Here is a 23,360-nt window from a genome sequence, read left to right as displayed (position 1 = left end):
TGTGATCAGGCCAATGAGTTTCAACCTGCCACCTCGGCTCTCACACTACTTCAATCACAAAAAAATCGAGGCTACGTTTCGCCTCGAATAAAGTCTATAATATGATACCATGTCTCAGGTCGAATCACTTCAGCCGGATCATGACCACCGATGACACCAAATCCAAACATTAATCCTAAGATTAAGCTGCCACCTATTAAAACAATCGCAATGAAAATCCGTAGCCATATCGGAATGAGGCGTAACCGTGGTTTATGTGTTCGCTTCTTTCTTCTAGCTTCCCGCGTTTCTTTCGATTCTTTTGTTTCTTCTTGCTGTTCTGCCGGCTTTGCGATAAGTGCACTTGCATCGCCTTGCTTGATTTCTTGCACATCTGAGCGAGTACCTTCTTCATTGGCGTGAATTACGGATTGCTCATCAGCCTGTGCTACTTCGGTTTTCTCTTCGTTTGGTGTTAGAGATGACTCCTCTTCCTCTGTTAGAGACGCTTCCTCATGAAGCTCTCCTTCTTCATTAGTAAAAGGTCTTTCTTCTACTCGAGTTTCATCAGATAAGGAATCCTCTTCTTCGGCCCGATCTGCCTCCAACGTTTTCGAACCGGTCGGCTCTGTTTCAGTTGGCTCGTCTAATGTCTCTTCTAAAACGTCCGTTTCCTCTAACTGATCGACAGAGTCATTTTCTCTCATGTCTTCATCTGCTCGGGAATTTGTTTCTTCATTTAATTCAGATTCTATTTTTTGGCTTCTTTTGTTTGATCCATTATCCATCGTTTTCTCCTCAAATCTGTTCAGCCTGTTCATGCTGATGGTTCTAGCTTCCTAGGTCATTTATCTGCGAAGTCCGTTAATGAGTCCAGACATTTCATCTGCCATAGATACCGAGCGAGCATTGAATTGGTAATCTTGACGTTTTGTTAGGCAATCATTCCAGCAGCAGCACTGTACATTCCACGAAGAATGGCCATACCTCCTTTAACTCTATTTTCTAAAAAGATTACAGCAAGTTAACTCAAAAAAGGGTGTTGCATTGTTGACTAACAGGGAGACCACCCTTTTTCTAATTCATAGAAGTGGCAATGGCTCCGCTCGCCGTGCGCCTTTTGGGAAGTTCGCCCAAAAGGCTTAAGACATTTACGGCGGCTGCGCTCATTGCTTCGTGGAAACGAAAAAAGGGTGGTTCGTCCTTTTTTCGTTTCCACTATATCCGTACTTTTCTTGCCATTTTGTCTAAGTTTTCTAGAAGAATCCCCGTTCCTTTTGCTACACAGTGCATTGGTTCTTCTGCTACTAGGACAGGAACCTTTAGTTCTTCGGCAAGTAATTGGTCAATTCCGTGTAAGAGTGCTCCGCCACCTGTTAATATGACACCACGGTCAATAATGTCAGCGGAAAGCTCTGGTGGTGTTTGCTCTAATACTTGTCTGGAAGCTTGTACTATATAGGAAACAGACTCCGTTAAGGCCTCTTCAATCTCTTTTGAGTGTACCGTAATTGTTCTTGGAAGTCCACTGACCATGTCACGTCCACGGATGTCAATCTCTTCCTGTCGTGCACCCGGAAATACTGTTGCAATTTGTACTTTGATGTTCTCTGCCGTACGCTCACCGATTAAAAGCTTGTACTTCTTTTTAATATATGTAAGAATGTCAGCGTCAAAGCGATCACCTGCTACTTTAATGGAAGAGGCGGTGACGATATCACCCATCGAAAGAACAGCAACATCTGTTGTTCCACCGCCTATGTCTACAACCATATTTCCACTCGGTTGGAAAATATCCATTCCAGCTCCGATCGCAGCAACTTTTGGTTCTTCTTCCAAAAATACATTTTTCCCACCGCTTTTCTCTACAGCTTCGCGAATCGCCTTTTGTTCAACCGATGTAATATTGGTTGGGCAACAAATAAGGATTCTTGGCTTTGAAAAAAGACTTTTGACATTAATCTTGCCTAAGAAATGTTTAAGCATTGATTCAGTCATTTCAAAGTTTGCAATGACCCCGTCCTTCATCGGGCGGAGGGCAACAATATTTCCAGGTGTACGTCCAACCATGCGGAACGCTTCATCCCCTACTGCAAGTACTCGATTCGTTGTTGTTTCTACTGCAACTACTGATGGTTCATTTAAGACGATCCCACTGCCTTTTACATAAATGAGAACATTCGCAGTACCTAAGTCTATTCCTATATCTCGACCAAACATGATTCTTTTGCCTCCCTGTTTTCCGAACATGATCGTGTTTAATTATTACGATTTACCTAATTGTTTATTTTATCACAGAATGTTCTCACAGGGATCTGTTTTTTTCAAAAAATGTTACATCATTTGCCAGTTAATTTCTTGTTTTAACGATTGGTTGAACAGATTGATCTTGCGACTTCCTATACTTGACTTTCGTTGCTTCCCCGCCGCGCAGGTGCCTTATTGACTTATGGTACTCAAGGATCTCCTTTACTTCATTTGCTAGTTCAGGATTAATTTCAGGTAACCGCTCCGTGAGGTCTTTGTGTACGGTACTTTTCGAGACTCCAAATTCCTTGGCTATTGTTCTCACCGTTTTTTTCGTCTCTACGACGTACCTACCTATCTTGATGGTTCGCTCTTTGATGTAATCGTGCACACGACTCGCCTCCCTAATTCTGTGTTGGTGATTGGTACAGTTTATTAGGGGGGATGCTTAGATATACCACATTCTTGTAAGGACGAGCGATACTTTTCAGAATTGTATGTTCTTTTTTGATATATCACTGATTTCAATTAGGTCTGCAAGCGTATGTTTGCCGGAATTTTCAAGGTGGTATAAAAGCTCACAAAAAAGATGTGCGGTCGTCATCGCATCACCTAAGGCTTGATGTCTATTATAGATCCTTGTTCCAAATTGACTCGCGTAAACCTCTAAATCAAGCATATGCTTTGACGGGCTTAAATAGCCGATTAAATCAAGTGTATCGATGCAAGTGGGCATGTCAATTTTGTATTGATGCCTTCTAAGTTCTTTTTGAATAACAAGTAGGTCAAAACTCACATAGTGTCCGACCCAGATGGCTCCATTTGCTGTTTCATTGAATGCTAGGAAAGCTTCAATCGCTGCGAGTGACATTGGAGCTTGCTTGATTGTTTCCATGGAAATACCGGTTAACTCTTGTATAGAAGCTGGGATGTCCCTTTCTGGGTTCACAAGCATTTGAAACGTCTCTTGCCATACCTCTTTATTCTTTACCTGAACCGCTCCAATTTCAAGCAAGCGGTCAGTTGACCCGACTGCAAATCCTGTCGTTTCCGTGTCGAATACCGTAAACGTCAAATCAGAAATCGGCGTATTTAGCGGCGTATCGCGATTTCCACACCACCCTGGGAGCAACGACGGCCTCTTCCAAAACATCACTTCACCCTCTCTTCTTTGGACGCGCAGATCCACATAGTGCGGGCAACGTGGGGTATTGCGCCCTTTTGCAGTTAAGTGAGAAATTCCCGCTGTTATATTGACGATTTCGCTGATAAAACTTGATTATCGCGATTCCCGTCATACGGCTTATACTCATATCACCGCAGCCTGCTCCCCCGTTCTCACACTCCTGCCACAACTTGGTTCTGCAATCCTCGGATGGTTCGCAGTGCAATCAGCAATTCTTCTTTGTCTTTTGAGCGTAGATGCATGAAGTTAACTTCACTTGTCGGTTCCACTCCTAGCTTATGAGCGTTCCAAGCAGACTCAACCCTGATGCGGAGAACGACTTCATATGCAAAGCGCAAAGCGTCTACAGTTGTTTCTGATAGAACATGGAGCTCTGTGAGTAGAGCCATTTGCTCAAGCGGCTTTCCTTCGATGATTCCGTGCTTGGCGCAAAGAAGCTGCAATCCATGATGAAGCGCGAACAACGCATGCTTTTTTAAATCAACGGTTTCGCGCTTGATCCCAAACAAGGCACGGATCGGGTGATCAAATGTCGGCACAGGATGCTCTTTTTCCATCTCCGCCATGCGGAATAAGAAAATACGCGAGGATCTGAGCTGATCTTTTACTAAACGAACAAATTGATCATGCAACGCTTCATCGCCATATAAATAGCGAAAAGATAAGAAATTGTGAGCAAGTAGCAAGTTCTCATTTGTCGCTCTCAAGCCCCATCCTCTCAGGCGCTCCTGCCACTCGGTTACTGTTCCTCTCCATTGAGGAACACTTGCCATCATCTTCCCCTTGCACCTCTCATACCCTGCCGCCTCTAACTGACTGACAATTTCGCAGCCTAGTTGTTGAAAATAGGTTTCGACTTGTCCCCGGTTTCCTTCATTATTATAGACGAGAAAATGATCTTGATCGGTCAACATAAACTGCTCACCGCGGCCGCCACTCCCCATCATATACCAAGCAAAGGCAACCGGAGGATCACCCAAACCTTTTTCACGTAATGCATCGACTGCTAGTTTCACAGCATGTAATGCGAGCCGGTCATACAGTTTCGTCATCACATCAAGTGTATGAACGGTTGGAATGCCGTCTTGAATGAGAGTGGATAACACCTCATACATCGCAGGCTCCAGTTCGTGAATCGTTTCCTTCGTCGATTCCTCAATCGTTTGCACTAGCTCCATCGTTCCGCGGTTTTTCTTGCGTAATAAATCCGATAACGTAACCATGCCAACGACTCGACCGCCACACATAACGGGCAAGTGCTTCACCCCGTTCATGAGAAAACTCGACATTGCTTCGTAATAATAGGCTGTTCGGGAAATAATGAACGGATGTGACGTCATAATATCCTTGGCCATCACACCTGGACCAAGCCCTTTCGCGACAACGCGACGGACAAGGTCTCTTTCAGTGATAATTCCAATTAACTGGCCACCGTCATTTAACACAACGACAGAACTTGTGGCGTGTTTCACCATTTCTTCGGCCACATCTTGCACATCGTCCTCTAGATCAACGATCACAACCGGCTCACTCATTACATCTTGAACCCGGCGAATAAACGGTTCACTTTCGCCCCATTTGTTCGCTAGCTGGACTTGTTCAGCAAACGATTCATATATATCTTGCAAGCGAATGACCGCTTGTTGCATGATGAACTCCCGAACCGCCGGGTCACTCCATCTCTTCTCGATAACACTATATGGAATATGAAGACAATTTGAATCTTCTAGTGCACAAACTTCAATCGCAAAACGGTGAGGGTTTTCTGTTTTTCCTTCGATAAAATCAGCCAAACCTGAAAATCCGATCATATCGTCTTTTTGCAGCACTTCCAGGACCTCCTTCTGGGTATGCTGCTTATCTGCGACAAAAACTTCTGCCATCCCGTTTAGGATAAGCAGAAGTCCTTCTCTCGGTGCCTTCTTGTAAAGCACCGTCTCCGATTTTTTGTACGCTTTTAGTTCGCACGCCTGCATGTATTCATTAAATATAGACTCAGGTAGTCCTTTAAATAGCGGATGCATGCGAATATGAGCGTGAAAGTTATTTTGACTCATCCATCCAGACCTCGCCATCGCGGTAGGTCATTTGTTCAGGGTAGCGGAGGTCTACCACTTCATCTTGCAATTTCTGAGATGGTGCAGCTGTCAATTTCGATACAAGGATCGTTACAAGTAAGTTAATCGGTACCCCAATTAAACCTGCTCCTGTATCTTGAATGCCAAAGATCGTAATTCCACTTCTTGCAAGGAGAATGTAACCAAGTGTTACTGTTAATCCGGTCAACATCCCAGCAATGGCTCCTTGCTTGTTGCAACGCTTCCACCACACGCCAAGAAGCAGGACCGGGAAGAAAGTACCACCAGCAAGACCAAACGCCCAAGCGACAATTTGTGTAATCACACCAGGAGGATTCAACGCAACCGCTCCAGCAACAACGGTTGCAAGCACAATCGCCCAACGACCAGCAGCCAGTCGTCTTTTATCAGTCGCATTCGGGTTCATCAAGCGGTAGTAAATATCATGTGCAAACGAAGACGAAATCGTAATTAGAAGACCACCAGCTGTTGAAAGGGCTGCTGCCATCGCACCGGCGGCAACTAAGCCGATCACAAACACGCCTAGATTCGCAATTTCCGGTGTCGCCATCACGACAATATCATTGGAAATGACAATTTCAGACCATTGCAAAATACCATCGCCATTCGTATCTGCAAGCTGCAATAACCCCGTGTTTATCCACGTCTCTGTCCAAGCCGGAAGCTGATCAAGCGGCTGGCCTGCCACACGAGTCATTAAAATGAAACGAGAGAACGCCGCATAAGCAGGAGCTGATAAATACAATAACGCAATAAAAACAAGCGCCCACGCCCCACTCCAACGAGCTGCTTTCATCGTTGTGACCGTATAAAAACGCACAATTACATGTGGAAGTGCCGCTGTCCCAACCATTAACGTGAACATTAAAGCAATGAACTGCGCTTTTTCACTATTGGCAAACGGAGCAAAGTATTCCGAGATCCCTAGCTCTCGATCAAGAGCACCAAGCTCACTGACGATGTTTCCATACGTCAACCATGGAAGCGGATTGTTCGTCACTTGAAGCGACATAAAAACAATCGGAATAATATAGGCCAAAATTAAAATCATATACTGCGCAACCTGTGTCCACGTAATCCCCTTCATCCCACCGAGTGTCGCATAAATGGCGATGACGACAACGCCAATCATCGTTCCGTACATCGCTGGAATGTTTAGAATCCGTCCAATCACGACACCCGAACCAGCTAGCTGACCAATGATGTATGTAAAACTTATAATAATCGTTGCAATTGCCGCAATGAGTCTAGCTGCATTGCTATCAAATCGGTCACCGATAAATTCTGGCACCGTATACCGTCCATATTTTCGAAGCTGCGGTGCAAGTAAGAAAGTAAGAAATAAATACCCACCAGTCCAACCCATAATATAGGCCAAACCGTCATATCCAAGAATCATGACCGTCCCTGCCATCCCAATAAAGGAGGCAGCACTCATCCAGTCGCCCCCGATTGCCATCCCGTTCCAAAACGGTGGAACCCCACGACTTGCGACATAGAAATCAGATGTTGCCCTCGCTCGGTTATACACCGAAATCCCAATGTAGAGACCAAACGTTGCTAAAATGAGTAATACTGATACGATCGTTTGCTGATCCATTTTATTTGCCCCCCGTCAAATTTGCTCTATTTTCTCTGCACCTCTTAGTGATCCAACACCTTACCTGAACTCACTCTCGTATTGTGTTCTTCATCAATGCCAAACCTTTTATCAATTTGATCACTAATAATGGCGTTTCCAAATAACAAAAGAACAAAAGTCACGATCGCACCTTGTGCCCCCATGTAATAATGGGCCGGCATGCCCAGAATCGTATAATTAGCAAATAACTCAGCAAATGCCACAACTCCAAACGAAACAAAGCCACCAATGATCAAACAAACTACGACGAGCATCGTACGCGCACGAAAATAAGCATCAGCAACACTTTTATCAATTTTTTTCACTACTAACTCCTCCTTTTTTTGGAATTAATACAGATTTCCCATTCGCCTACGCTTTGCATCCCCTCCTTTATTAAGTAAAACCACGTTTCCAACGTTTCCACTACGAGCATACTGAATAGTCGGTTTGTAGCATAAGTGAATGTTGTATTGTCCTACTTTTGGTCTACCTTAATCCAAAAATAAACTTAACAGTCTCAAAGAAACCGAGCGGCACCATTGCAATCTGGACAATCATATAAGCAAAAATCGAAACAAACGGCACAGACATTAGCAAGGGCTTTTTTAACCGAAACGCAAAAACGATCGATAAGAACGTAATCAACAAAAAGACGTAAAGCATCTTCACCCCTCCTGTAAAACTCACTTTTTGTAAGCGTTATCTTTTATTGTCGTAAAATAATGTGTTTACACACTGTCTTGTTGTTCTATAACACATTATTTCAAAATTTCTGATTTATGTCAATATTTCCTATATACACTTTTATCAACAAAATCTGCAACATCTCCATAACAAAAAAAAACAAGCTGATTCACTCATAGTCCTCTTGTCCCATTACGGGTTCTAGAGAGTCTATCGAAATCAGCTTGTCATCTTTTGTATTAACCTAGCTCACTTAGTCCTTCATGTTCTTCTTCTTCATCATTTTCTTCATCTGGAGTAGCTTCTTCATCATCTGTCACTCCATCTTCTTGACCTTCTTCTTCTTCGTCTTCAGCTGGCTTTTTATCTTCTTCTTTTGCTTGATCATCTGCAATGTCTTTTACAGAATCAATTGGTTGTTGGAACACATCATTCGGATTGACAGCAACGCCATTTTGACGAATTTCAAAATGAACATGAATGCCGGCATCAGAATTGTAGCTATTACGCCCGGCAAGCCCAAGGATGGCTCCTTGCTCCACTGTATCTCCTTCTTCTACTTCAACTGATTCTAAGCTGTGGTAGTGTGTGACAACCCCGTCTTCATGTGAGATCTCAACAACATAGCCAAGCAGTGAATCTTTTTCTGATTTGATAACTGTTCCACTAAGAGCAGCAGTAGCTTCAAAGCTTTCGCCATCTACATGAGCGAAGTCCATACCTTTATTCGGGAAATACGTATTATTGTAGTATACGAGAGCTTCTTGCTGTTCCTCAGGTGAACCATTCACATCGTAGAAATAGCCAACAACGGTTATTTCTTCTTCATTAACTACTGGCATTTTTACGACTTCTGATGAAGCAGTTACTTCAACAGCCTCTTCACCATATGGGTTCATCTCTCCCGCTTGACTTGGATCTGTTACTTCCACACCTTCTTGTGGTGCAGCTGTTTCATTTCCATCTTGCATAACAAATACGGCACTTAACACACCCGCTGCTGCAACTAAATACACTGCAGGCAACACCCAACGCTTACGTAATAAACTTTTTACTTTTAATTCAGATTTAGAAGAGCGATTGTTTTCTTCTTCTCTCATTTTCCATCACCTCAGCAATCATTCTGATCAGATTGCTAGAAATGTATACATCACAGGAAAACTTTTTTTAAATTAGTTTTCGACAAAGTTAATTTAATTATGCATGGAGGGGACATTTCTCAATGAGCGTTGCAATGGGGTGAGAAGTGTCTCACACCTTAAAGCCCGCTATGAGTGGGTTTCTCAATCTGCGTGCGCGCAACGTGCGGAGCTGTTGCAGCTTCCTCGGTGTACTTTTTCACAAATCGCCTTTCAGTGATTTTTCCCATCGGTCCATAGCAAAAAAGCTCTGGAAGTGTACCTTCCTCCCAGAGCTAGTCGTTAATCTACTTTTGCCATCATATCTGCTACGTATGGTTCTAGGCCCTGGATTTTCACCCCTTGGTAATAGTGATTCACAATCGCCTTGTAGTCTTTTCCTTCTTTCGCCATCCCATCAGCACCGAACTGGCTCATCCCTACACCGTGGCCCCATCCTCTTGTCTGAATCGCAATCTGGTCGCCTTGGCGTTGCCATTGAAAGTCAGATGAGTCTAATCCTAATTTGTCCCTAACATCACGGCCACTTAATTCTTTCCCATTGATGACGACTTTGGCGACACGCCCCCCGTCTGTTCGCTCGACAATGGATCCAGCTGACCCGTCCTCTGGCATCGTCACACCAAGCTTTTCTTGAAACTCGGCTACAGTAACAACTTTTTCTGCGCTAAATCTTGGAGATGACTGATCCCACGGGCTTTCGACACTGCGCAAATACGGAATCTCATTCTCCCAGTAATCCTCTGAGTTTTCTGTATAGCCATTGCTCGTTGAGAAAAACATCGCATCAATTGGTTCTCCTTCATACGTTAAGACTTGCCCTTGCGTCGCTAACACAGCTTCTTGGATGCGCGCCATGTTCATGTCATAATCCGCGCCCCATTGTTCTCTAAGTTCGGCTTCATTTTTATACACTTGATGCGTCACGGTATCTGTGACCATCGCCCCTTCTGGGAGCTTGACATCTCTTGGTTGCAGAATATTTTTGACCATATACGTTCGAGCTGTCAAAGCCTGAGCCTTAAGAGCTTCCATTTCAAAATTCGCATGCATTTCTGAAGCGACAACCCCCATCACATATTTCTCCAATGGAACTTCTTCAATTTCCTCTACTTGCGTTCGGTAAATCGCGACCGCTACATCTTCTTCCGGTTGGTAGGACCATTTTTCCTGCGTCTCTTCTAGCGTGATCGTTCTAGTAACCGTTGTTGTATTTTCTGTAGGATCTGATACAAAAAGTACGAGCATAGTTGGAATAATGAGCACAGTTGTGCATAAAATAGTTGCTACAATGAGAAGTCGTTTCATGTCAGTCCTCCATTTATCAATGTCTCTATCAAAATATATGATAGCTTGGCTGGAAATAGAACTATTTCTCAGTTTGATTTCAGAAGGAGGAGGTGATAAGACAGGGCTGAAGTTTCCGGTTACTTTAGGGCGGATTCCGACGACTTGCTCGCTCTTTCCGGCGACTCCGAACCCGATTCCGACGACTTGCTCGTTTTCCGGCGACTTCGAACCCGATTCCGACGACTTCAGCTCAGGTTTCGGCAACTCGACAAAAAAAACAAAAAAGAAGTCCCCATACGAGACCTCTTCATCGAATTATACTAAATTTGATTTTAAGTGTAGTGGAGCTGGAGCTTCGAGGTTTTCAATTTCCTCTTCAACTTCTTCCATTACGCGTTCTACATCTGCTCCAAGCAGCTGTAGTTTATCAGCTAAGTCTACATAGCCACGGTCAATGTGTTTTAATTCTGTCACACGTGTCACACCTTCTGCTACGAGTCCAGCTAGGATTAGCGCTGCACCTGCACGTAAGTCAGTAGCAGACACTTCTGCACCTTGAAGGTTATTTGGCCCTGTAATAATAGCAGAGCGTCCTTCAATTTTAATATTGGAATTCATCCGACGAAATTCTTCTACGTGCATGAAGCGATTTTCAAATACCGTTTCAGTAATAACGCCAGTTCCGTGTGCTTGAAGTAGGAGGGCCATCATCTGAGCTTGCATATCCGTTGGGAAACCAGGATGTGGCATCGTTTTAAAATCAACGGGCTTTAACTTCTCTGGGCCAATGACACGTAACCCGTTTTCTTCTTCTGTAATCTTAACACCCATTTCGCCCATTTTTGCAATAAGCGGACGAAGATGCTCTGACACAGCGCCTTCAACTAAAACGTCACCCTTTGTAATCGCAGCTGCAACCATAAACGTACCTGCTTCAATTCGATCAGGGATCACCGTATGCTGGGCACCAACTAGTTCATCAACGCCTTCAATTCGGATTTCGCCTGTTCCAGCACCTCTTACTTTTGCACCCATTGCATTCAAGTAATTGGCAACACAAACGATTTCCGGCTCTTCCGCAGCATTTTCAATAATTGTCGTACCTTTAGCCATTGTTGCTGCCATCATAATGTTTTCTGTTGCTCCAACGCTCGGGAAATCAAGATAAATTTTCGCACCTTGCAGACGTCCATCAATCCGTGCTTCAATAAATCCATTACCGATTTCAACCGTTGCTCCCATAGCTTCGAACCCTTTTAAGTGTTGGTCAATTGGACGTGAACCAATTGCACAACCACCAGGTAAAGCTATTCTTGCTTTTCCTACACGAGCAAGAAGTGGGCCCATGACAAGAAAAGAAGCTCGCATCTTACGCACATACTCAAAAGGCGCTTCTGTCTTCAATGTTTTTTCAGCATTTACATCGAATTTGCCATCCTTATAAACAACATCAATATTTAAATTTTTTAAAACTTCTTTCATCGTGTATACATCTGCCAATTTTGGCACATCATATATGTGGCTTGTGCCGCGGCCTGCTAAGATTGATGCAGCAATCACAGGTAAGACTGCGTTCTTGGCGCCTTCTACCTTGACAGTGCCGCGTAGCTGGTTGCCACCCCGGACAATAATTTTTTCCAACGTATTCCCCTCCGCGTCTAAATTATAGTCTCTTCTCTATCATCAATATTCAGGCGTAATATTAGGCGTTCCTATTGTCAACGTTGTCCCTGCGCCCAATCATTATGCCAACTGACTAGCTAGTCACTCATAAGTCAGCTGAGAAACGTCCTTACGTGCTACTCGATCGTAAAATCAATTTTTTGTATTTTAGAATGCCAATTGCTCCCTTGAATCCAAACATAACACTCTCTTGCTTTTACATGTTCCAATACTACATTAGATTCAATTGCTGACCTATATGTTCCAAGCACCTGCCTATAGGTACATGTAGTTATTACTCTTAGGTGTTAGATGAAGCGAATATTGAACTGATTTCAGGTCTTTCACAATTGGTGCTACTATGTAAAGTGAGCTTTCTCTCTTGATCCAACGTGTTTTCGTTATGCTTAAAAAATAATACGTAACGAAACGCCCAAAAGTTTCTCTTTTTCCAACTTTTTGAAAAAATAGACAAAAAGTAAAGCGGAATATGAAAATTAAAGCTCTCTGAACATGAGGTACCCTCTTTTTGAAAAAAACAAACCAATTCCAACAAAACGCTCTACAACCATTTATGTTCTCCTCCCACAAGAAAACGTTATTAGTATCATTTTTTCCTGGAGAAGTCTCAGCATACATGGAAGTTGTAGTCATTCCTGATTGTATCCTACTCCCACAAAAAACGGAGCATCTGAGTAGAATTGAAATAATCAAGAAAGAACTGACTAACCAACTGGGCAATGGCAATCGTAGCGATTATCATTAAGACTTTTGCCTTTGGACCATTTGGTTCTTTTACAAACAGATCAAATCGAAAAGATTGTAATGCCCACCATGTAACGCCAATGAAAAAGACGTTGACTACAATATGTAATATAGCCTGTTGTCCAAATCCACCTAACATTGTCATGACTCCCTCATTTTTGATCTAAATATGTCGAACTGACTTCAAAATTTCCAGTTATAAAAATCAGCCCATTTTCCATCATAACTGATAGAAAGTAAAAAAGCTATAGGAGTTTTCTAGTTGTTCGGACCTATTTTAGAAAGAATAAAAAAAGGACGTTCTTCCCTTTTTTTTATTCTTTCTAAGCAATGAGCGGAGCCGGCGTTGGGCTTTTAGCCTTTTGAGTGCCTTTCTCAAAAGGCGTACGCCGTGCGGAGCCATTGCCACTTTCATCTTAAAAAAAGGACGTTCTTCCCTTTTTTTATTCTTTCTAAGCAATGAGCGGAGCCGGCGCTTTCTTATTAGCTTTTTTGATAAAAATTGTGCAGTTTTCTGGAAGGAGCCGTTGCCAAGTCACAATCAAATATGAACAAATAATGACATTTTTAATTAAACCCACTTTACTACCAACCCGCATTTATAGTATGAACAAAACAAAAAAATAAGACGCCTAAAAAGGCGCCTTATTTTGCATGAATTATTTTCCTGCAACGTCTAAACGATTCATTGCTCGCTTCAACGCAAGCTGAGCTCGTTTAAAATCAATTTCATCTGATTTAGCTGAGTCAATACGTTGTTTCGCGCGTTGTTCAGCTTCACGCGCACGGTCAACATCAATGTCTGAAGGCAACTCAGCTGCCTCTGCTAAAATCGTTACTTGATCTGGACGAACTTCAACAAACCCACCAGTCACAGCAACTTTTTCCACAGTGGTGCCTTTATTTAAGCGTACCGCTCCAACTGTTAATGGAGCAACCAACGGAATGTGGTTTGGCAAAATCCCAAGCTCGCCCTCTAGGGTGCGAACAACGACCATATCCACAGCTCCGTCATACACTTTCCCATCAGGAGTTACAACACTTACTTGAACTGTCGGCATCTGAAAACCCTCCTTACTAGCAAATCCGGGGTTTAATATTTGATAAAGCGAGGGGCTCTCGCTTTACCTTAGCGAATTCTTACGCCATTTGCTTTGCTTTTTCAACCACTTCTTCAATACGACCAACTAAGCGGAATGCATCTTCAGGAAGGTCATCATACTTACCTGAAAGAATTTCTTTGAATCCTTTTAATGTTTCTTTTACTGGTACGTATGACCCAGGTTGCCCAGTGAATTGCTCAGCAACGTGGAAGTTTTGAGATAAGAAGAATTGAATACGACGCGCACGTCCTACGATCAATTTATCTTCCTCAGATAACTCATCCATACCAAGGATCGCAATGATATCTTGTAATTCTTTATACTTTTGAAGTGTAGATTGAACTTGACGAGCAACTTGGTAATGCTCTTCTCCAACAATTTCAGGAGAAAGGGCACGTGATGTTGACGCAAGTGGATCCACAGCTGGGTAAATACCCATTTCAGAAAGTTTACGCTCAAGGTTAGTCGTTGCATCTAAGTGAGCAAACGTCGTCGCTGGAGCTGGATCTGTATAGTCATCGGCTGGTACATAGATCGCTTGGATTGATGTAACCGAACCAACTTTTGTTGATGTAATACGCTCTTGTAATTGACCCATTTCTGTTGCAAGTGTTGGTTGGTAACCAACGGCAGATGGCATACGACCAAGTAGGGCCGACACTTCAGAACCTGCTTGTGTGAAACGGAAGATGTTATCGATGAACAGAAGTACGTCTTGTCCATCACGATCACGGAAATGCTCAGCCATTGTCAAACCAGAAAGAGCAACACGCATACGTGCTCCAGGTGGCTCGTTCATTTGACCGAATACCATCGCCGTTTTCTTAATAACGCCTGAATCTGTCATTTCGAAGAAAAGGTCATTTCCTTCACGAGTACGTTCACCTACACCAGCAAATACCGAGATACCACCGTGCTCTTGAGCGATGTTGTTAATAAGTTCTTGAATAAGTACCGTTTTCCCTACACCGGCACCTCCAAATAGACCGATCTTCCCACCTTTTACGTATGGAGCAAGAAGGTCAACAACTTTAATTCCTGTTTCAAGAATTTCAGTTGAAGTTGAAAGCTCTTCAAACTTAGGTGCTTGGCGGTGAATTGGATCACGCTTTACATCTGCTGGGATTGGATCGTTTAAATCAATTGTTTCACCAAGAACGTTGAATACACGTCCTAATGTCACTTCACCAACAGGAACAGAAATTGGTGAGCCTGTATCTACTGCTGCAGTCCCACGTACTAGACCATCGGTTGAATCCATTGCAACTGTACGAACTGAATTATCGCCAAGGTGCAAAGCAACTTCAAGTGTAACGTTAACATCTACAGCATTGTTGTCACTGCCTTTTTGCTCAACAATTAATGCATTGTTGATTTCAGGAAGGTTTCCGCTATCGAACTTTACGTCGACAACCGGACCCATTACCTGAGTAATGCGACCTTTATTCATTTTTAGTCCCTCCTATTCACTTTCTAATAAAAGATGAAGGATTACTTAGTTTGCCTTCGTCCTTTTCAAATTCGACTATTGGCTATGCTGGGCAGAGTCAGACGCCATTTTGATAGCAAAAGTACTAGGTTACGACCTCTTATTGAAGATTTCATATGCTCAATATTTTTGCTTTGGCACCAGACCCTGTGCACCTTCATATGCCATTTAAAATCTATTCAAGAGCTGCAGCGCCACCGACGATTTCGGTAATTTCTTGCGTAATCGCTGCTTGACGTGCTCGGTTGTATACTAACGTTAAATCATCAATTAGAGCCGTTGCGTTGTCTGTTGCAGCGCTCATTGCCGTCATACGTGCACCAAACTCACTCGCCTTTGCATCAAGCAAAGCGCCGAAGATGAGGCTTTCTGCATATTGTGGCAATAAACGTTCTAAAATGGCTTGCTCAGACGGTTCATACTCATACGTCGTAGTTTTCGCACCTTCCGCTATGTTTGTGAGCGGCAAGAGCTTTGACTCCGTTACTTCCTGTGTTAGTGGACTTACGAAGTGGTTATACCACACGTATAGCTCATCAAACACACCATCAGCAAACATCTCAACCGTTGTTCTTGCAAGATTTTTAATATCATTGAAGTCTGGTTGATCATCAAGCCCAGTGATTTCTTGGATGATTGGAAGATTCCGTTTTTTAAATAAGTCACGTCCGATTCGACCCATGACAACAATTCCGTACTCATCAGGTGATTTGTGACGCTCATTAATCGTTTTGAGAAGGGAACGAACTAAACTAGCATTGTAACCACCAGCTAACCCACGGTCAGATGTGATGACAACATAACCAGTTTTCTTCACCGGACGCTCCTGGAGCATCGGGTGAGTCACTTCTGTTGATGACGATGCAATGCTAGCGACAACATCACGAATTTTTTCCGTATATGGTAGGAACGATTGTGCTTTTGTCTGCGCACGGTTCAGTTTCGCAGCTGATACCATTTGCATTGCTTTTGTAATTTGCTTCGTCTTCTTTGTTGAAGTAATTCGTCCTTTTATATCTCGCATTGAAGCCATTTATTTTCACCACCTTTTCGCAAAACTAAAACGAGTTAATCTGGATTAGTTACTCGGGATAAATCCTTTTTTAAACTCACTGATCGCAGCTTTGAACTCATCTTCATTAGGAAGAGCACCCGTCGTGCGAATGTGATCAAGAATCTCTTTCTTGTTATGGTCAAAGTATGTGAATAACTCTGATTCAAAACGAAGAACATCTTCAACAGGAATATCATCTAAGAAGCCTTTTGTTAATGCGTAGATAATCGTTACTTGATACTCAACCGGCTGTGGTTGGTGAAGGTCTTGTTTCAGAACTTCAACTGTACGTTGTCCACGGTTTAACTTAGCTTGTGTTGCACGGTCAAGGTCTGAACCAAACTGTGCGAAAGCTTCTAATTCACGATAAGCTGCTAAGTCTAGACGCAATGTACCCGCAACTTTTTTCATCGCTTTAATTTGCGCTGAACCACCAACACGTGATACAGAAAGACCTGCGTTAACGGCTGGGCGAACACCAGAATAGAATAAATCAGATTGTAAGAAGATTTGTCCATCTGTGATCGAGATTACGTTTGTTGGGATATACGCAGATACGTCACCTGCTTGTGTTTCAATGAAAGGAAGAGCTGTAATCGAACCGCCACCCTTTGCATCGCTTAACTTTGCTGCACGTTCAAGTAAACGAGAGTGTAGGTAGAATACATCCCCTGGGAATGCCTCACGACCTGGAGGACGACGTAGCAATAAGGAAAGCTCACGGTAGGCAGAAGCTTGCTTTGTTAAGTCATCATAGATAACTAGGACATGCTTGCCGTTATACATGAACTCCTCACCCATTGTTACCCCTGCATATGGAGCTAAGAATAGCATCGGTGCTGGGTCAGATGCACTTGCTGATACTACGATCGTGTAGTCAAGAGCACCACGAGAGCGTAGTGTTTCTACTACTCCAGCGACTGTTGTATCTTTTTGTCCAATTGCAACGTAAATACAAATCATATCTTGATCTTTTTGGTTCAAGATTGTATCGATTGCAATCGCTGTTTTCCCTGTTTGACGGTCCCCGATGATTAACTCACGTTGTCCACGTCCGATTGGAACCATTGTGTCAATTGACTTAATTCCCGTTTGAAGTGGTTCGTGAACCGATTTACGATCCATTACACCTGGTGCTTTGTTTTCAATTGGACGTGTTTTTGAAGTTGCAATTGGACCTAACCCATCAATAGGTTGTCCAAGAGAATTCACGACACGGCCAAGTAATTCTTCACCAACAGGAACTTCCATAATACGTCCAGTACGTTTTACCTCGTCGCCTTCACGAATTCCCGTGTAAGGTCCTAAGATAATAATACCGATGTTATTCTCCTCAAGGTTCTGAGCCATCCCCATAACCCCGTTAGAGAATTCTAGTAGCTCACCAGCCATTACATTTTCAAGGCCATGAGCAAGCGCGATACCGTCACCAACACGGATAACTGTACCTATATCTTGTACTTGAACATCAGACTGAAAATTTTCAATCTGCTGTTTAATTAGAGAGCTAATTTCATCTGCTTTGATGCTCATTACTTTCACCCCTATCTTCTACTAGCGTGTTCCGGCAACTAATTTGCGCTTCATGCTATCAAGCTGCGTTTTTAGCGTACCGTCATATATACGATCTCCGATGCGGATTTTAATTCCACCGATGAGCTCTGAGTCGACAATATTCTTCACTTCAAGCTTTGATTTCTTTGCTTTTTTCGCAAATACTTTCGCGATTTCTGCTTGTTCAGCTTCAGACAATGGCTTCACTGAATACACAGTCGCTTCTGCCATATCTTGAGCCGCATAGGCTAACTCTTTAAATTTATTAACCATTGGAACAAGAATGTCCGTGCGTTTTCTCTCAATTAATAAGAGAAGTGTATGTAAGCTAAGCTCACTTACACTGCCTGAAAACTGTTTTTGAACAAATTCTTGCTTTTGTTTCGTTGTTACTTTTGGATGATCAAGATATGACACGAGTTCAGGTGTTGTCTCGAAGACATCCTTAATCGTTGCCAATTCATTGTTCACTTTATCTAGTTGCTTCTTTTCTTTTGCAAGCTGAAAAAGGGCAAATGCATATCGATTCGCTACCGCTTGATTGCTCATAGCTTATCGCCTACCTCTTTGAGATACTCTTGCACAAGTTTTTCTTGTTCTTTCTCATCTAATTCTTTTTCAATTACCTTTTGGGCAATTAAAACAGATAGACTAGCTACTTGTTCACGAAGAGCCGCTACAGCTTGCTCTTTTTCACGAGTTATTTCAGCTAAAGCAGAGTCTTTTAGACGCTCAGCATTTTCTTTTGCTTGTACTAAGATGTCTTGACCTTGTTGCTCACTTAGCTTCTTCGCTTGTTGAAGGATTTCTTGTGCTTCAACTCTAGCTTTTTCAAGCTCTTTACGTTGTTGTACGATAAACTCCTCAGCCTCTTTACGGCTCTTTTCCGCTGAGTCGATATTTCCATTAACGATTTCCTCACGTTTTTCCATTACACCAAGTAAAGGCTTAAGTGCAAACTTATTAAGGAAAAAGAGTAGTGTAAGAAATGCAGCTAATTGAAAACCAATTGATCCCCATGGAATTTCAAAACCCATTCCGATTCACTCCTTTCTTGGATGTGAAAATACTTAAATACTTAGTAACTATATGTGCTTAAAATGACTGTAGTAACAGTTATGAAATGTCTAATAAGTTGATAATACATAAGGAATGGCGAAAGGTCCTTTGCCGAACACTGTCGCCATTTTTATGTTAGATTGCCCGATTAACAAAGCCGGAACCACTATTAACCAAATAGTAATAGGAAAGAGATAACGATCGCGATGATCGGAACTGCCTCTGCAAGAGGTACACCAATGAACATAAGTGTTTGAAGAGTACCTTTTAGTTCTGGTTGACGTGTTACACCTTCAAGTGTTGCTCTTACGATGATTGCTACTGCAATCGCACCACCGATTGCTGCTAATCCTGCTACAATTGCTACTGCTAATGCTTCCATGAGAATAAGTCCTCCTTAAGGATAATAAGTTTTTTTTTTGATATTTTTAAACGCTCTAATTAGAGCATGGTTTAATGATGTTCAACTTTATGTGCCATGTAGACCATCGCAAGCATCGCAAAGATATATGCTTGTAATGTTCCGATAAACATACCAAACGCTTGCCAGATGATCGTTGGAAGAAATGCTCCAAACAAACCAACTAGTCCAGATGAGCCAAGCCCAACTAATAGTACCATGAGAATTTCTTTCGCATACACGTTACCGAATAGACGCATTCCAAGCGTTAACGTATTGGCGAATTCTTCAATAATTTTAAAAGGCAGTAGGAACGGTACCGGTCGGACATAGTCCTTAATGTACTCTCCAAACCCTCTAATTTTTATGCCATAGTAGTGGGTCATAATGATGACGAGCGCTGCCATTGTTAAGGTTAGGGCAGGATCTGATGTTGGTGATTTCCACCAAACTTCATGGGTATCCTTATTATAAATTTCAAAAGGAATCCCTAGCATATTTGCCACAAAGACATAGAACAAAAGTGTAAATGCGAGTGCGATGAACTGACCGCCTACCTTCCAGCCCATGTTTGCTTTGATGATTCCACGAACGAAATCAATCATCCACTCTAGGAAGTTCTGTAAACCACTTGGGCGCATGGCTAGCTTACGTGTTCCGAAATAACAGACGAAGAATACAATTAGACATGTCACAGTCGTCATTAAAACCGTCGACATATTAAACCATAAGCCACCAAACTCCCTCATGGGAGATATATGATCCATTTATTTTCACCTCTTTCTACCAGATTCAATAAGTATATCTGCCATAATTATGACATAAATCAGGGCGAACCCTGTAATGACTGAGATTAGATGCAAACGATCTGGATAAACAAGCGCTAGCCATACACATAATATCGCCAAACCAATACGAATTAACACGCCAAAACTGGCAATTGTGTAGGAAAACATTGAATACGTCTTTAATCCAGAGGCAACGTCTCCAATAACTTTTGCTTTTCGAAAGGTTGTCCAAAGACTAAGCAAGCTAAAAGAGAGGCCAACAGTAAGGCCGAGGAATTGGGGTTTGAATTCAGTTAGAACATAACCTGTCATAAAGAGCACGATTAAGATACTTGTAACAACTACATAGCGTTTCATCTTATTTTCAAATGATATCATTACTCTTTACCGTCTCCTAGAAATGGTTCAACAGCTTTGTATACACCGTAAAACCCAGTTGAAAGTCCCAACAATAAACATGTGATGAGAAAGAATGGCTTTGCTCCAAATTGATTCCCTAACCATAAACCAAGAAATACTCCACCAACAGATCCACCTACTACATACGATGAAATGATAGAAACGAGAGCCATAGCACGCCACGGACTACGTTTGCCATCAGTCATGAACAGGCCTCCTCTATGTTGTCAAGATTTTCGATTCGGGAACTCTTTCATAGTCTTACATATGTAAACCTTCTCATTATACCCTTAGTAATCGTACAATAGTGAAAACCCTGTGTCAATGCGATTTCTCATTAATTCTTATCTTCATTTCACGTGTTCACATATCTGTCAAAAAAGCTCACATAACGTGGTCAGACCACCCGATTTTTATAGAGATGTCAGACCTATTTAAGGCTACTGCAACAGATTGTATTTACCTTGTGCAATAGCCTTACTTTTATTCTTCACTTTTTTTATCTTCTGCCACTCGTGCTCCAATCACAATCGTTGATTCTAACGTGTCCTCTTTCCCGTCTTTTTTCGCATAAATTAACGCCTTATACGTTCCATCAGCTAAATCAAGCTCTTTCCACTCTTGTTGAACCATTCCTCTGCCAATGTCATGCTTGGCATCTAGGAACCGAACAAACTGAAACGTGTCTGGATCATAAAGCGCAATCGCCATTTCTTCCGCTCCACCTGGCAAATACAGTTCATATCGATACTCACCAGGACGATCACCATGACCAAAATTAAAAGCCATCGCTCTCGGGTAGTCAGGTTCCTCTATAAAAAAGACATATGGAATCACAATCGGCTCCTTGCCACCATCGATAACTATTTCCCCGTGATGGATTCCTTCTGCGAGTACCGCTGGAAATAAATCCAAATGGACATCAACTTCCATTTTTTCACTAGGCTTGATCGTCGTCGAAAAAGGCACTTCCCATTGCAATCCATCTGGCAATTCAAAAGGAGGATTCACATGATACGTCCGCGTTGTATCATCATGATTTTCAATCGTAAACGTCACCGTTCGCTTCTCCCGCGGGTCGTCCTTAGTATATTTTCCAAATGTAAGAGCTCCAGGATAAGCAAGCGTTGTTGCTTCAATCGCTTTGTCTACTTGCAGTCTCCCCGCCCCTTGCTCATATGGATAATAAGGCTCTCCATCATCTTTAACTAACTTTTTTGCCGTGTTCATCAGTGCTGCTTTAATCTGTTCTGGATTCCAATCTGGATGCATTTGTTTCAATAGAGCAGCAGCTCCGGCAACATGAGGAGCTGACATACTCGTTCCATTTAGCCCTAAGTATCCTTTAGGAACGGTGCTATCAATCGAAACACCCGGTGCGACTAAATCAGGCTTCACTTCCCACGTGTGGGTCACAGGTCCTCTTGAACTAAATGGAGCGATAAAGTCTTCTTCATTTCTGTAAACTGTTCTAGCGTATGTCGCATTTTTTTCTTGTTTCATTTGCTCTAGTATCCAATCGCCATCTTCTTTTGAAATCGAGACAACCGGAAGCTTCACACCTTGTTCAACTGCTCCAACAAACGCCCCTGGTAAGTTGTTATAAATTAACACAGCTTTTGCACCATGCTTCAAAGCTAGTTTTGCTTTTTCTGAAAAAGGAATCATCCCGCGCTTAACGAGAACAATTTTGTTTGCAACATCGGCTTTCTCCCATTCATCTTCTAAGCCATAACCAACTTCTACAAGTTCAAAATCGCGCTTAAGCGTCCACGGCAATGCTCCACCAATTGGATACAAGGTTACTTCTTGATCAAGGCCTGCAATGGTGACATACGGTGTTTTAATCGGGGGAGCCGAGGCGCCAACTGAAATTGCCTTTGTTGATGTACCTGGTGAGCCGACCGTCCACATATTCGGGCCACTATTTCCATTTGATGTGACCGCGACAATTCCTTCCTCCACCGCTTTATCAAGTGCAATGCTCGTTGGCCAATCAGGACCGTTGACGGTGTTTCCTAATGATAAGTTCAAAACATCCACTTCATCTTCAATTGCCTTTTCAATTGCCTCGATTACTTGCTCCGTCGTCCCTTGCCCCCCTGGACCAAGCGCACGATACGCATACAAATCCGCTTCAGGCGCCACTCCCTTTACTTGACCATTCGCTGCAATAATTCCTGCTACATGGGTCCCATGTAATGTCGGAGGGCCTTGCGAAGCGACCGTTTCCATCGGATCGTGATCATAATCAACGACGTCATAACCACCTTTATAATTGTTTTTCAAATCTGGGTGGCTATAATCAATACCTGTATCGATAACGGCAACTTTGACCCCTTTTCCAGTTACCCTCTCACCATTTGGATCAAGTACACCTCTCATGTTATCTCCACCGATAAACGGAACACTGCCGTCTAAATTCGTTCTATATTCAACTACTTTATCGACTCGTTCAACTTCCTTGAAATCGGCTAGCATCTGAACTTCACTTTCAAGCAACTCGATCGAAAATCCATTGAGTGTACGCTTGAACGTTTTGCGGACTTTGCTTGAAGGAAAAGCGGCAGATACTTCTTGTACAGCTTGGTCAATTTCACCACTTGCTGTCACAATCACGACAACTTTCTCATCTTCTTTATCCACCTCTGCTACGGTTGGGATCTCAGGGTACGTAATGGCACAAACCGTACCAAGACTGACACTACATGCTATCGCCATTGCTAATAAACAAGCAAATCCTCTTTTCATATCCATCTCTCCCACCCTAATCGCATATGTTGATAGTATGAACAAGAATTGAAAAATCATGTATGTTTTTGAGCAAGTGCATCGTCAC

The 23,360-nt window shown here is 42.6% G+C and carries 23 protein-coding genes; all 23 read right to left on the bottom strand.

The window, feature by feature from the left end; translation table 11 throughout:
• Positions 1-71 precede the first annotated feature (71 nt).
• The 23 genes from SLH51_RS05025 to SLH51_RS04915 all read right to left on the bottom strand — a co-directional run bounded on the left by SLH51_RS05025 (position 72) and on the right by SLH51_RS04915 (position 23,272).
• Positions 72-767: a DNA-directed RNA polymerase subunit beta gene (locus SLH51_RS05025; protein ID WP_335959601.1), complete on the bottom strand. Its 696-nt coding sequence runs from the start codon at positions 765-767 to the stop codon at positions 72-74.
• Between the two features lie 430 nt (positions 768-1,197).
• Complete coding sequence (gene mreB / locus SLH51_RS05020; protein WP_335959599.1) at positions 1,198-2,199, bottom strand: rod shape-determining protein; 1,002 nt, start codon at positions 2,197-2,199, stop codon at positions 1,198-1,200.
• 130 nt (positions 2,200-2,329) lie between these two features.
• Positions 2,330-2,617 carry a sporulation transcriptional regulator SpoIIID gene (gene spoIIID, locus SLH51_RS05015; protein ID WP_335959597.1) on the bottom strand — a complete coding sequence of 96 codons (288 nt, stop codon included), beginning with the start codon at positions 2,615-2,617 and terminating at the stop codon, positions 2,330-2,332.
• Between the two features lie 96 nt (positions 2,618-2,713).
• A complete protein-coding gene (locus SLH51_RS05010; protein ID WP_335959596.1) occupies positions 2,714-3,379 on the bottom strand; it encodes a 3'-5' exonuclease in 666 nt (221 codons plus the stop codon).
• A 185-nt stretch (positions 3,380-3,564) separates the two neighbouring features.
• Positions 3,565-5,469 carry a DUF294 nucleotidyltransferase-like domain-containing protein gene (locus SLH51_RS05005; RefSeq protein WP_335959594.1) on the bottom strand — a complete coding sequence of 635 codons (1,905 nt, stop codon included), beginning with the start codon at positions 5,467-5,469 and terminating at the stop codon, positions 3,565-3,567.
• On the bottom strand, positions 5,456-7,111 hold the full coding sequence (locus tag SLH51_RS05000; protein ID WP_335959593.1) for a sodium:solute symporter family protein: 1,656 nt from the start codon (positions 7,109-7,111) through the stop codon (positions 5,456-5,458). The genes SLH51_RS05005 and SLH51_RS05000 overlap by 14 nt, the downstream gene beginning before the upstream one ends.
• 44 nt (positions 7,112-7,155) lie before the next feature.
• A complete protein-coding gene (locus tag SLH51_RS04995) occupies positions 7,156-7,458 on the bottom strand; it encodes a DUF4212 domain-containing protein (RefSeq protein ID WP_335959592.1) in 303 nt (100 codons plus the stop codon).
• A gap of 163 nt (positions 7,459-7,621) precedes the next feature.
• The gene (locus tag SLH51_RS04990) at positions 7,622-7,798 is read right to left on the bottom strand and encodes a hypothetical protein (RefSeq protein ID WP_335959591.1); all 177 of its coding nucleotides are present in this window, start codon (positions 7,796-7,798) and stop codon (positions 7,622-7,624) included.
• A gap of 260 nt (positions 7,799-8,058) precedes the next feature.
• Complete coding sequence (locus SLH51_RS04985) at positions 8,059-8,919, bottom strand: M23 family metallopeptidase (protein ID WP_335959590.1); 861 nt, start codon at positions 8,917-8,919, stop codon at positions 8,059-8,061.
• 321 nt (positions 8,920-9,240) lie between these two features.
• Positions 9,241-10,266, bottom strand: a complete 1,026-nt coding sequence (gene spoIID, locus SLH51_RS04980) for a stage II sporulation protein D (protein WP_335959588.1) — start codon at positions 10,264-10,266, stop codon at positions 9,241-9,243.
• Positions 10,267-10,563: 297 nt separating this feature from the next.
• Positions 10,564-11,889 (bottom strand): UDP-N-acetylglucosamine 1-carboxyvinyltransferase, encoded by a 1,326-nt coding sequence (gene murA / locus SLH51_RS04975; RefSeq protein ID WP_335959586.1) that lies wholly within the window; start codon positions 11,887-11,889, stop codon positions 10,564-10,566.
• 688 nt (positions 11,890-12,577) lie between these two features.
• On the bottom strand, positions 12,578-12,820 hold the full coding sequence (locus tag SLH51_RS04970; protein WP_335959584.1) for a DUF1146 family protein: 243 nt from the start codon (positions 12,818-12,820) through the stop codon (positions 12,578-12,580).
• 514 nt (positions 12,821-13,334) lie between these two features.
• On the bottom strand, positions 13,335-13,736 hold the full coding sequence (locus SLH51_RS04965; RefSeq protein WP_335959583.1) for a F0F1 ATP synthase subunit epsilon: 402 nt from the start codon (positions 13,734-13,736) through the stop codon (positions 13,335-13,337).
• Positions 13,737-13,815: 79 nt separating this feature from the next.
• Positions 13,816-15,228, bottom strand: coding sequence for a F0F1 ATP synthase subunit beta (gene atpD, locus SLH51_RS04960; protein WP_335959581.1), 1,413 nt, complete (start codon positions 15,226-15,228; stop codon positions 13,816-13,818).
• Between the two features lie 214 nt (positions 15,229-15,442).
• Entirely contained in the window at positions 15,443-16,300 is an 858-nt protein-coding gene (gene atpG / locus SLH51_RS04955) for an ATP synthase F1 subunit gamma (RefSeq protein WP_335959579.1), read from the bottom strand.
• Between the two features lie 45 nt (positions 16,301-16,345).
• Positions 16,346-17,854, bottom strand: a complete 1,509-nt coding sequence (atpA, locus tag SLH51_RS04950) for a F0F1 ATP synthase subunit alpha (RefSeq protein ID WP_335959577.1) — start codon at positions 17,852-17,854, stop codon at positions 16,346-16,348.
• A gap of 21 nt (positions 17,855-17,875) precedes the next feature.
• Positions 17,876-18,424 carry a F0F1 ATP synthase subunit delta gene (locus SLH51_RS04945; protein ID WP_335959575.1) on the bottom strand — a complete coding sequence of 183 codons (549 nt, stop codon included), beginning with the start codon at positions 18,422-18,424 and terminating at the stop codon, positions 17,876-17,878.
• Positions 18,421-18,912, bottom strand: coding sequence for a F0F1 ATP synthase subunit B (gene atpF / locus SLH51_RS04940; RefSeq protein WP_335959573.1), 492 nt, complete (start codon positions 18,910-18,912; stop codon positions 18,421-18,423). Before atpF ends, SLH51_RS04945 begins: the two co-directional genes overlap by 4 nt.
• Positions 18,913-19,103: 191 nt before the next feature.
• Positions 19,104-19,316, bottom strand: coding sequence for a F0F1 ATP synthase subunit C (gene atpE / locus SLH51_RS04935; protein ID WP_335959572.1), 213 nt, complete (start codon positions 19,314-19,316; stop codon positions 19,104-19,106).
• A 71-nt stretch (positions 19,317-19,387) separates the two neighbouring features.
• On the bottom strand, positions 19,388-20,101 hold the full coding sequence (atpB, locus tag SLH51_RS04930) for a F0F1 ATP synthase subunit A (RefSeq protein WP_335959571.1): 714 nt from the start codon (positions 20,099-20,101) through the stop codon (positions 19,388-19,390).
• Between the two features lie 6 nt (positions 20,102-20,107).
• Positions 20,108-20,500 carry an ATP synthase subunit I gene (locus tag SLH51_RS04925; RefSeq protein ID WP_335959569.1) on the bottom strand — a complete coding sequence of 131 codons (393 nt, stop codon included), beginning with the start codon at positions 20,498-20,500 and terminating at the stop codon, positions 20,108-20,110.
• The gene (locus tag SLH51_RS04920; protein ID WP_335959568.1) at positions 20,500-20,727 is read right to left on the bottom strand and encodes an AtpZ/AtpI family protein; all 228 of its coding nucleotides are present in this window, start codon (positions 20,725-20,727) and stop codon (positions 20,500-20,502) included. Before SLH51_RS04920 ends, SLH51_RS04925 begins: the two co-directional genes overlap by 1 nt.
• Positions 20,728-21,004: 277 nt before the next feature.
• Complete coding sequence (locus tag SLH51_RS04915; protein ID WP_335959566.1) at positions 21,005-23,272, bottom strand: S8 family serine peptidase; 2,268 nt, start codon at positions 23,270-23,272, stop codon at positions 21,005-21,007.
• Positions 23,273-23,360: the final 88 nt, after the last annotated feature.

This window comes from Halalkalibacter kiskunsagensis (assembly GCF_037027555.1).
Lineage (GTDB): Bacteria > Bacillota > Bacilli > Bacillales > Bacillaceae_D > Halalkalibacter > Halalkalibacter kiskunsagensis.
The sequence above is the reverse complement of the archived record's forward strand: the minus strand, read 5'-3'. Positions and strand labels throughout refer to the sequence as shown.

Coding starts and splice junctions, on each gene's coding strand:
- SLH51_RS04915 (WP_335959566.1), bottom strand. CDS start 23,272: ATGAAAAGAGGATTTGCTTGTTTATTAGCAATGGCGATAGCATGTAGT.
- SLH51_RS04985 (WP_335959590.1), bottom strand. CDS start 8,919: ATGAGAGAAGAAGAAAACAATCGCTCTTCTAAATCTGAATTAAAAGTA.
- spoIID (WP_335959588.1), bottom strand. CDS start 10,266: ATGAAACGACTTCTCATTGTAGCAACTATTTTATGCACAACTGTGCTC.
- SLH51_RS04965 (WP_335959583.1), bottom strand. CDS start 13,736: ATGCCGACAGTTCAAGTAAGTGTTGTAACTCCTGATGGGAAAGTGTAT.
- SLH51_RS05005 (WP_335959594.1), bottom strand. CDS start 5,469: ATGAGTCAAAATAACTTTCACGCTCATATTCGCATGCATCCGCTATTT.
- SLH51_RS05000 (WP_335959593.1), bottom strand. CDS start 7,111: ATGGATCAGCAAACGATCGTATCAGTATTACTCATTTTAGCAACGTTT.
- SLH51_RS04970 (WP_335959584.1), bottom strand. CDS start 12,820: ATGACAATGTTAGGTGGATTTGGACAACAGGCTATATTACATATTGTA.
- SLH51_RS04990 (WP_335959591.1), bottom strand. CDS start 7,798: ATGCTTTACGTCTTTTTGTTGATTACGTTCTTATCGATCGTTTTTGCG.
- atpE (WP_335959572.1), bottom strand. CDS start 19,316: ATGGAAGCATTAGCAGTAGCAATTGTAGCAGGATTAGCAGCAATCGGT.
- SLH51_RS05025 (WP_335959601.1), bottom strand. CDS start 767: ATGGATAATGGATCAAACAAAAGAAGCCAAAAAATAGAATCTGAATTA.
- atpB (WP_335959571.1), bottom strand. CDS start 20,101: ATGGATCATATATCTCCCATGAGGGAGTTTGGTGGCTTATGGTTTAAT.
- SLH51_RS04945 (WP_335959575.1), bottom strand. CDS start 18,424: ATGAGCAATCAAGCGGTAGCGAATCGATATGCATTTGCCCTTTTTCAG.
- atpA (WP_335959577.1), bottom strand. CDS start 17,854: ATGAGCATCAAAGCAGATGAAATTAGCTCTCTAATTAAACAGCAGATT.
- atpG (WP_335959579.1), bottom strand. CDS start 16,300: ATGGCTTCAATGCGAGATATAAAAGGACGAATTACTTCAACAAAGAAG.
- SLH51_RS05010 (WP_335959596.1), bottom strand. CDS start 3,379: ATGTTTTGGAAGAGGCCGTCGTTGCTCCCAGGGTGGTGTGGAAATCGC.
- atpF (WP_335959573.1), bottom strand. CDS start 18,912: ATGGGTTTTGAAATTCCATGGGGATCAATTGGTTTTCAATTAGCTGCA.
- SLH51_RS04920 (WP_335959568.1), bottom strand. CDS start 20,727: ATGACTGATGGCAAACGTAGTCCGTGGCGTGCTATGGCTCTCGTTTCT.
- SLH51_RS04925 (WP_335959569.1), bottom strand. CDS start 20,500: ATGATATCATTTGAAAATAAGATGAAACGCTATGTAGTTGTTACAAGT.
- mreB (WP_335959599.1), bottom strand. CDS start 2,199: ATGTTTGGTCGAGATATAGGAATAGACTTAGGTACTGCGAATGTTCTC.
- atpD (WP_335959581.1), bottom strand. CDS start 15,228: ATGAATAAAGGTCGCATTACTCAGGTAATGGGTCCGGTTGTCGACGTA.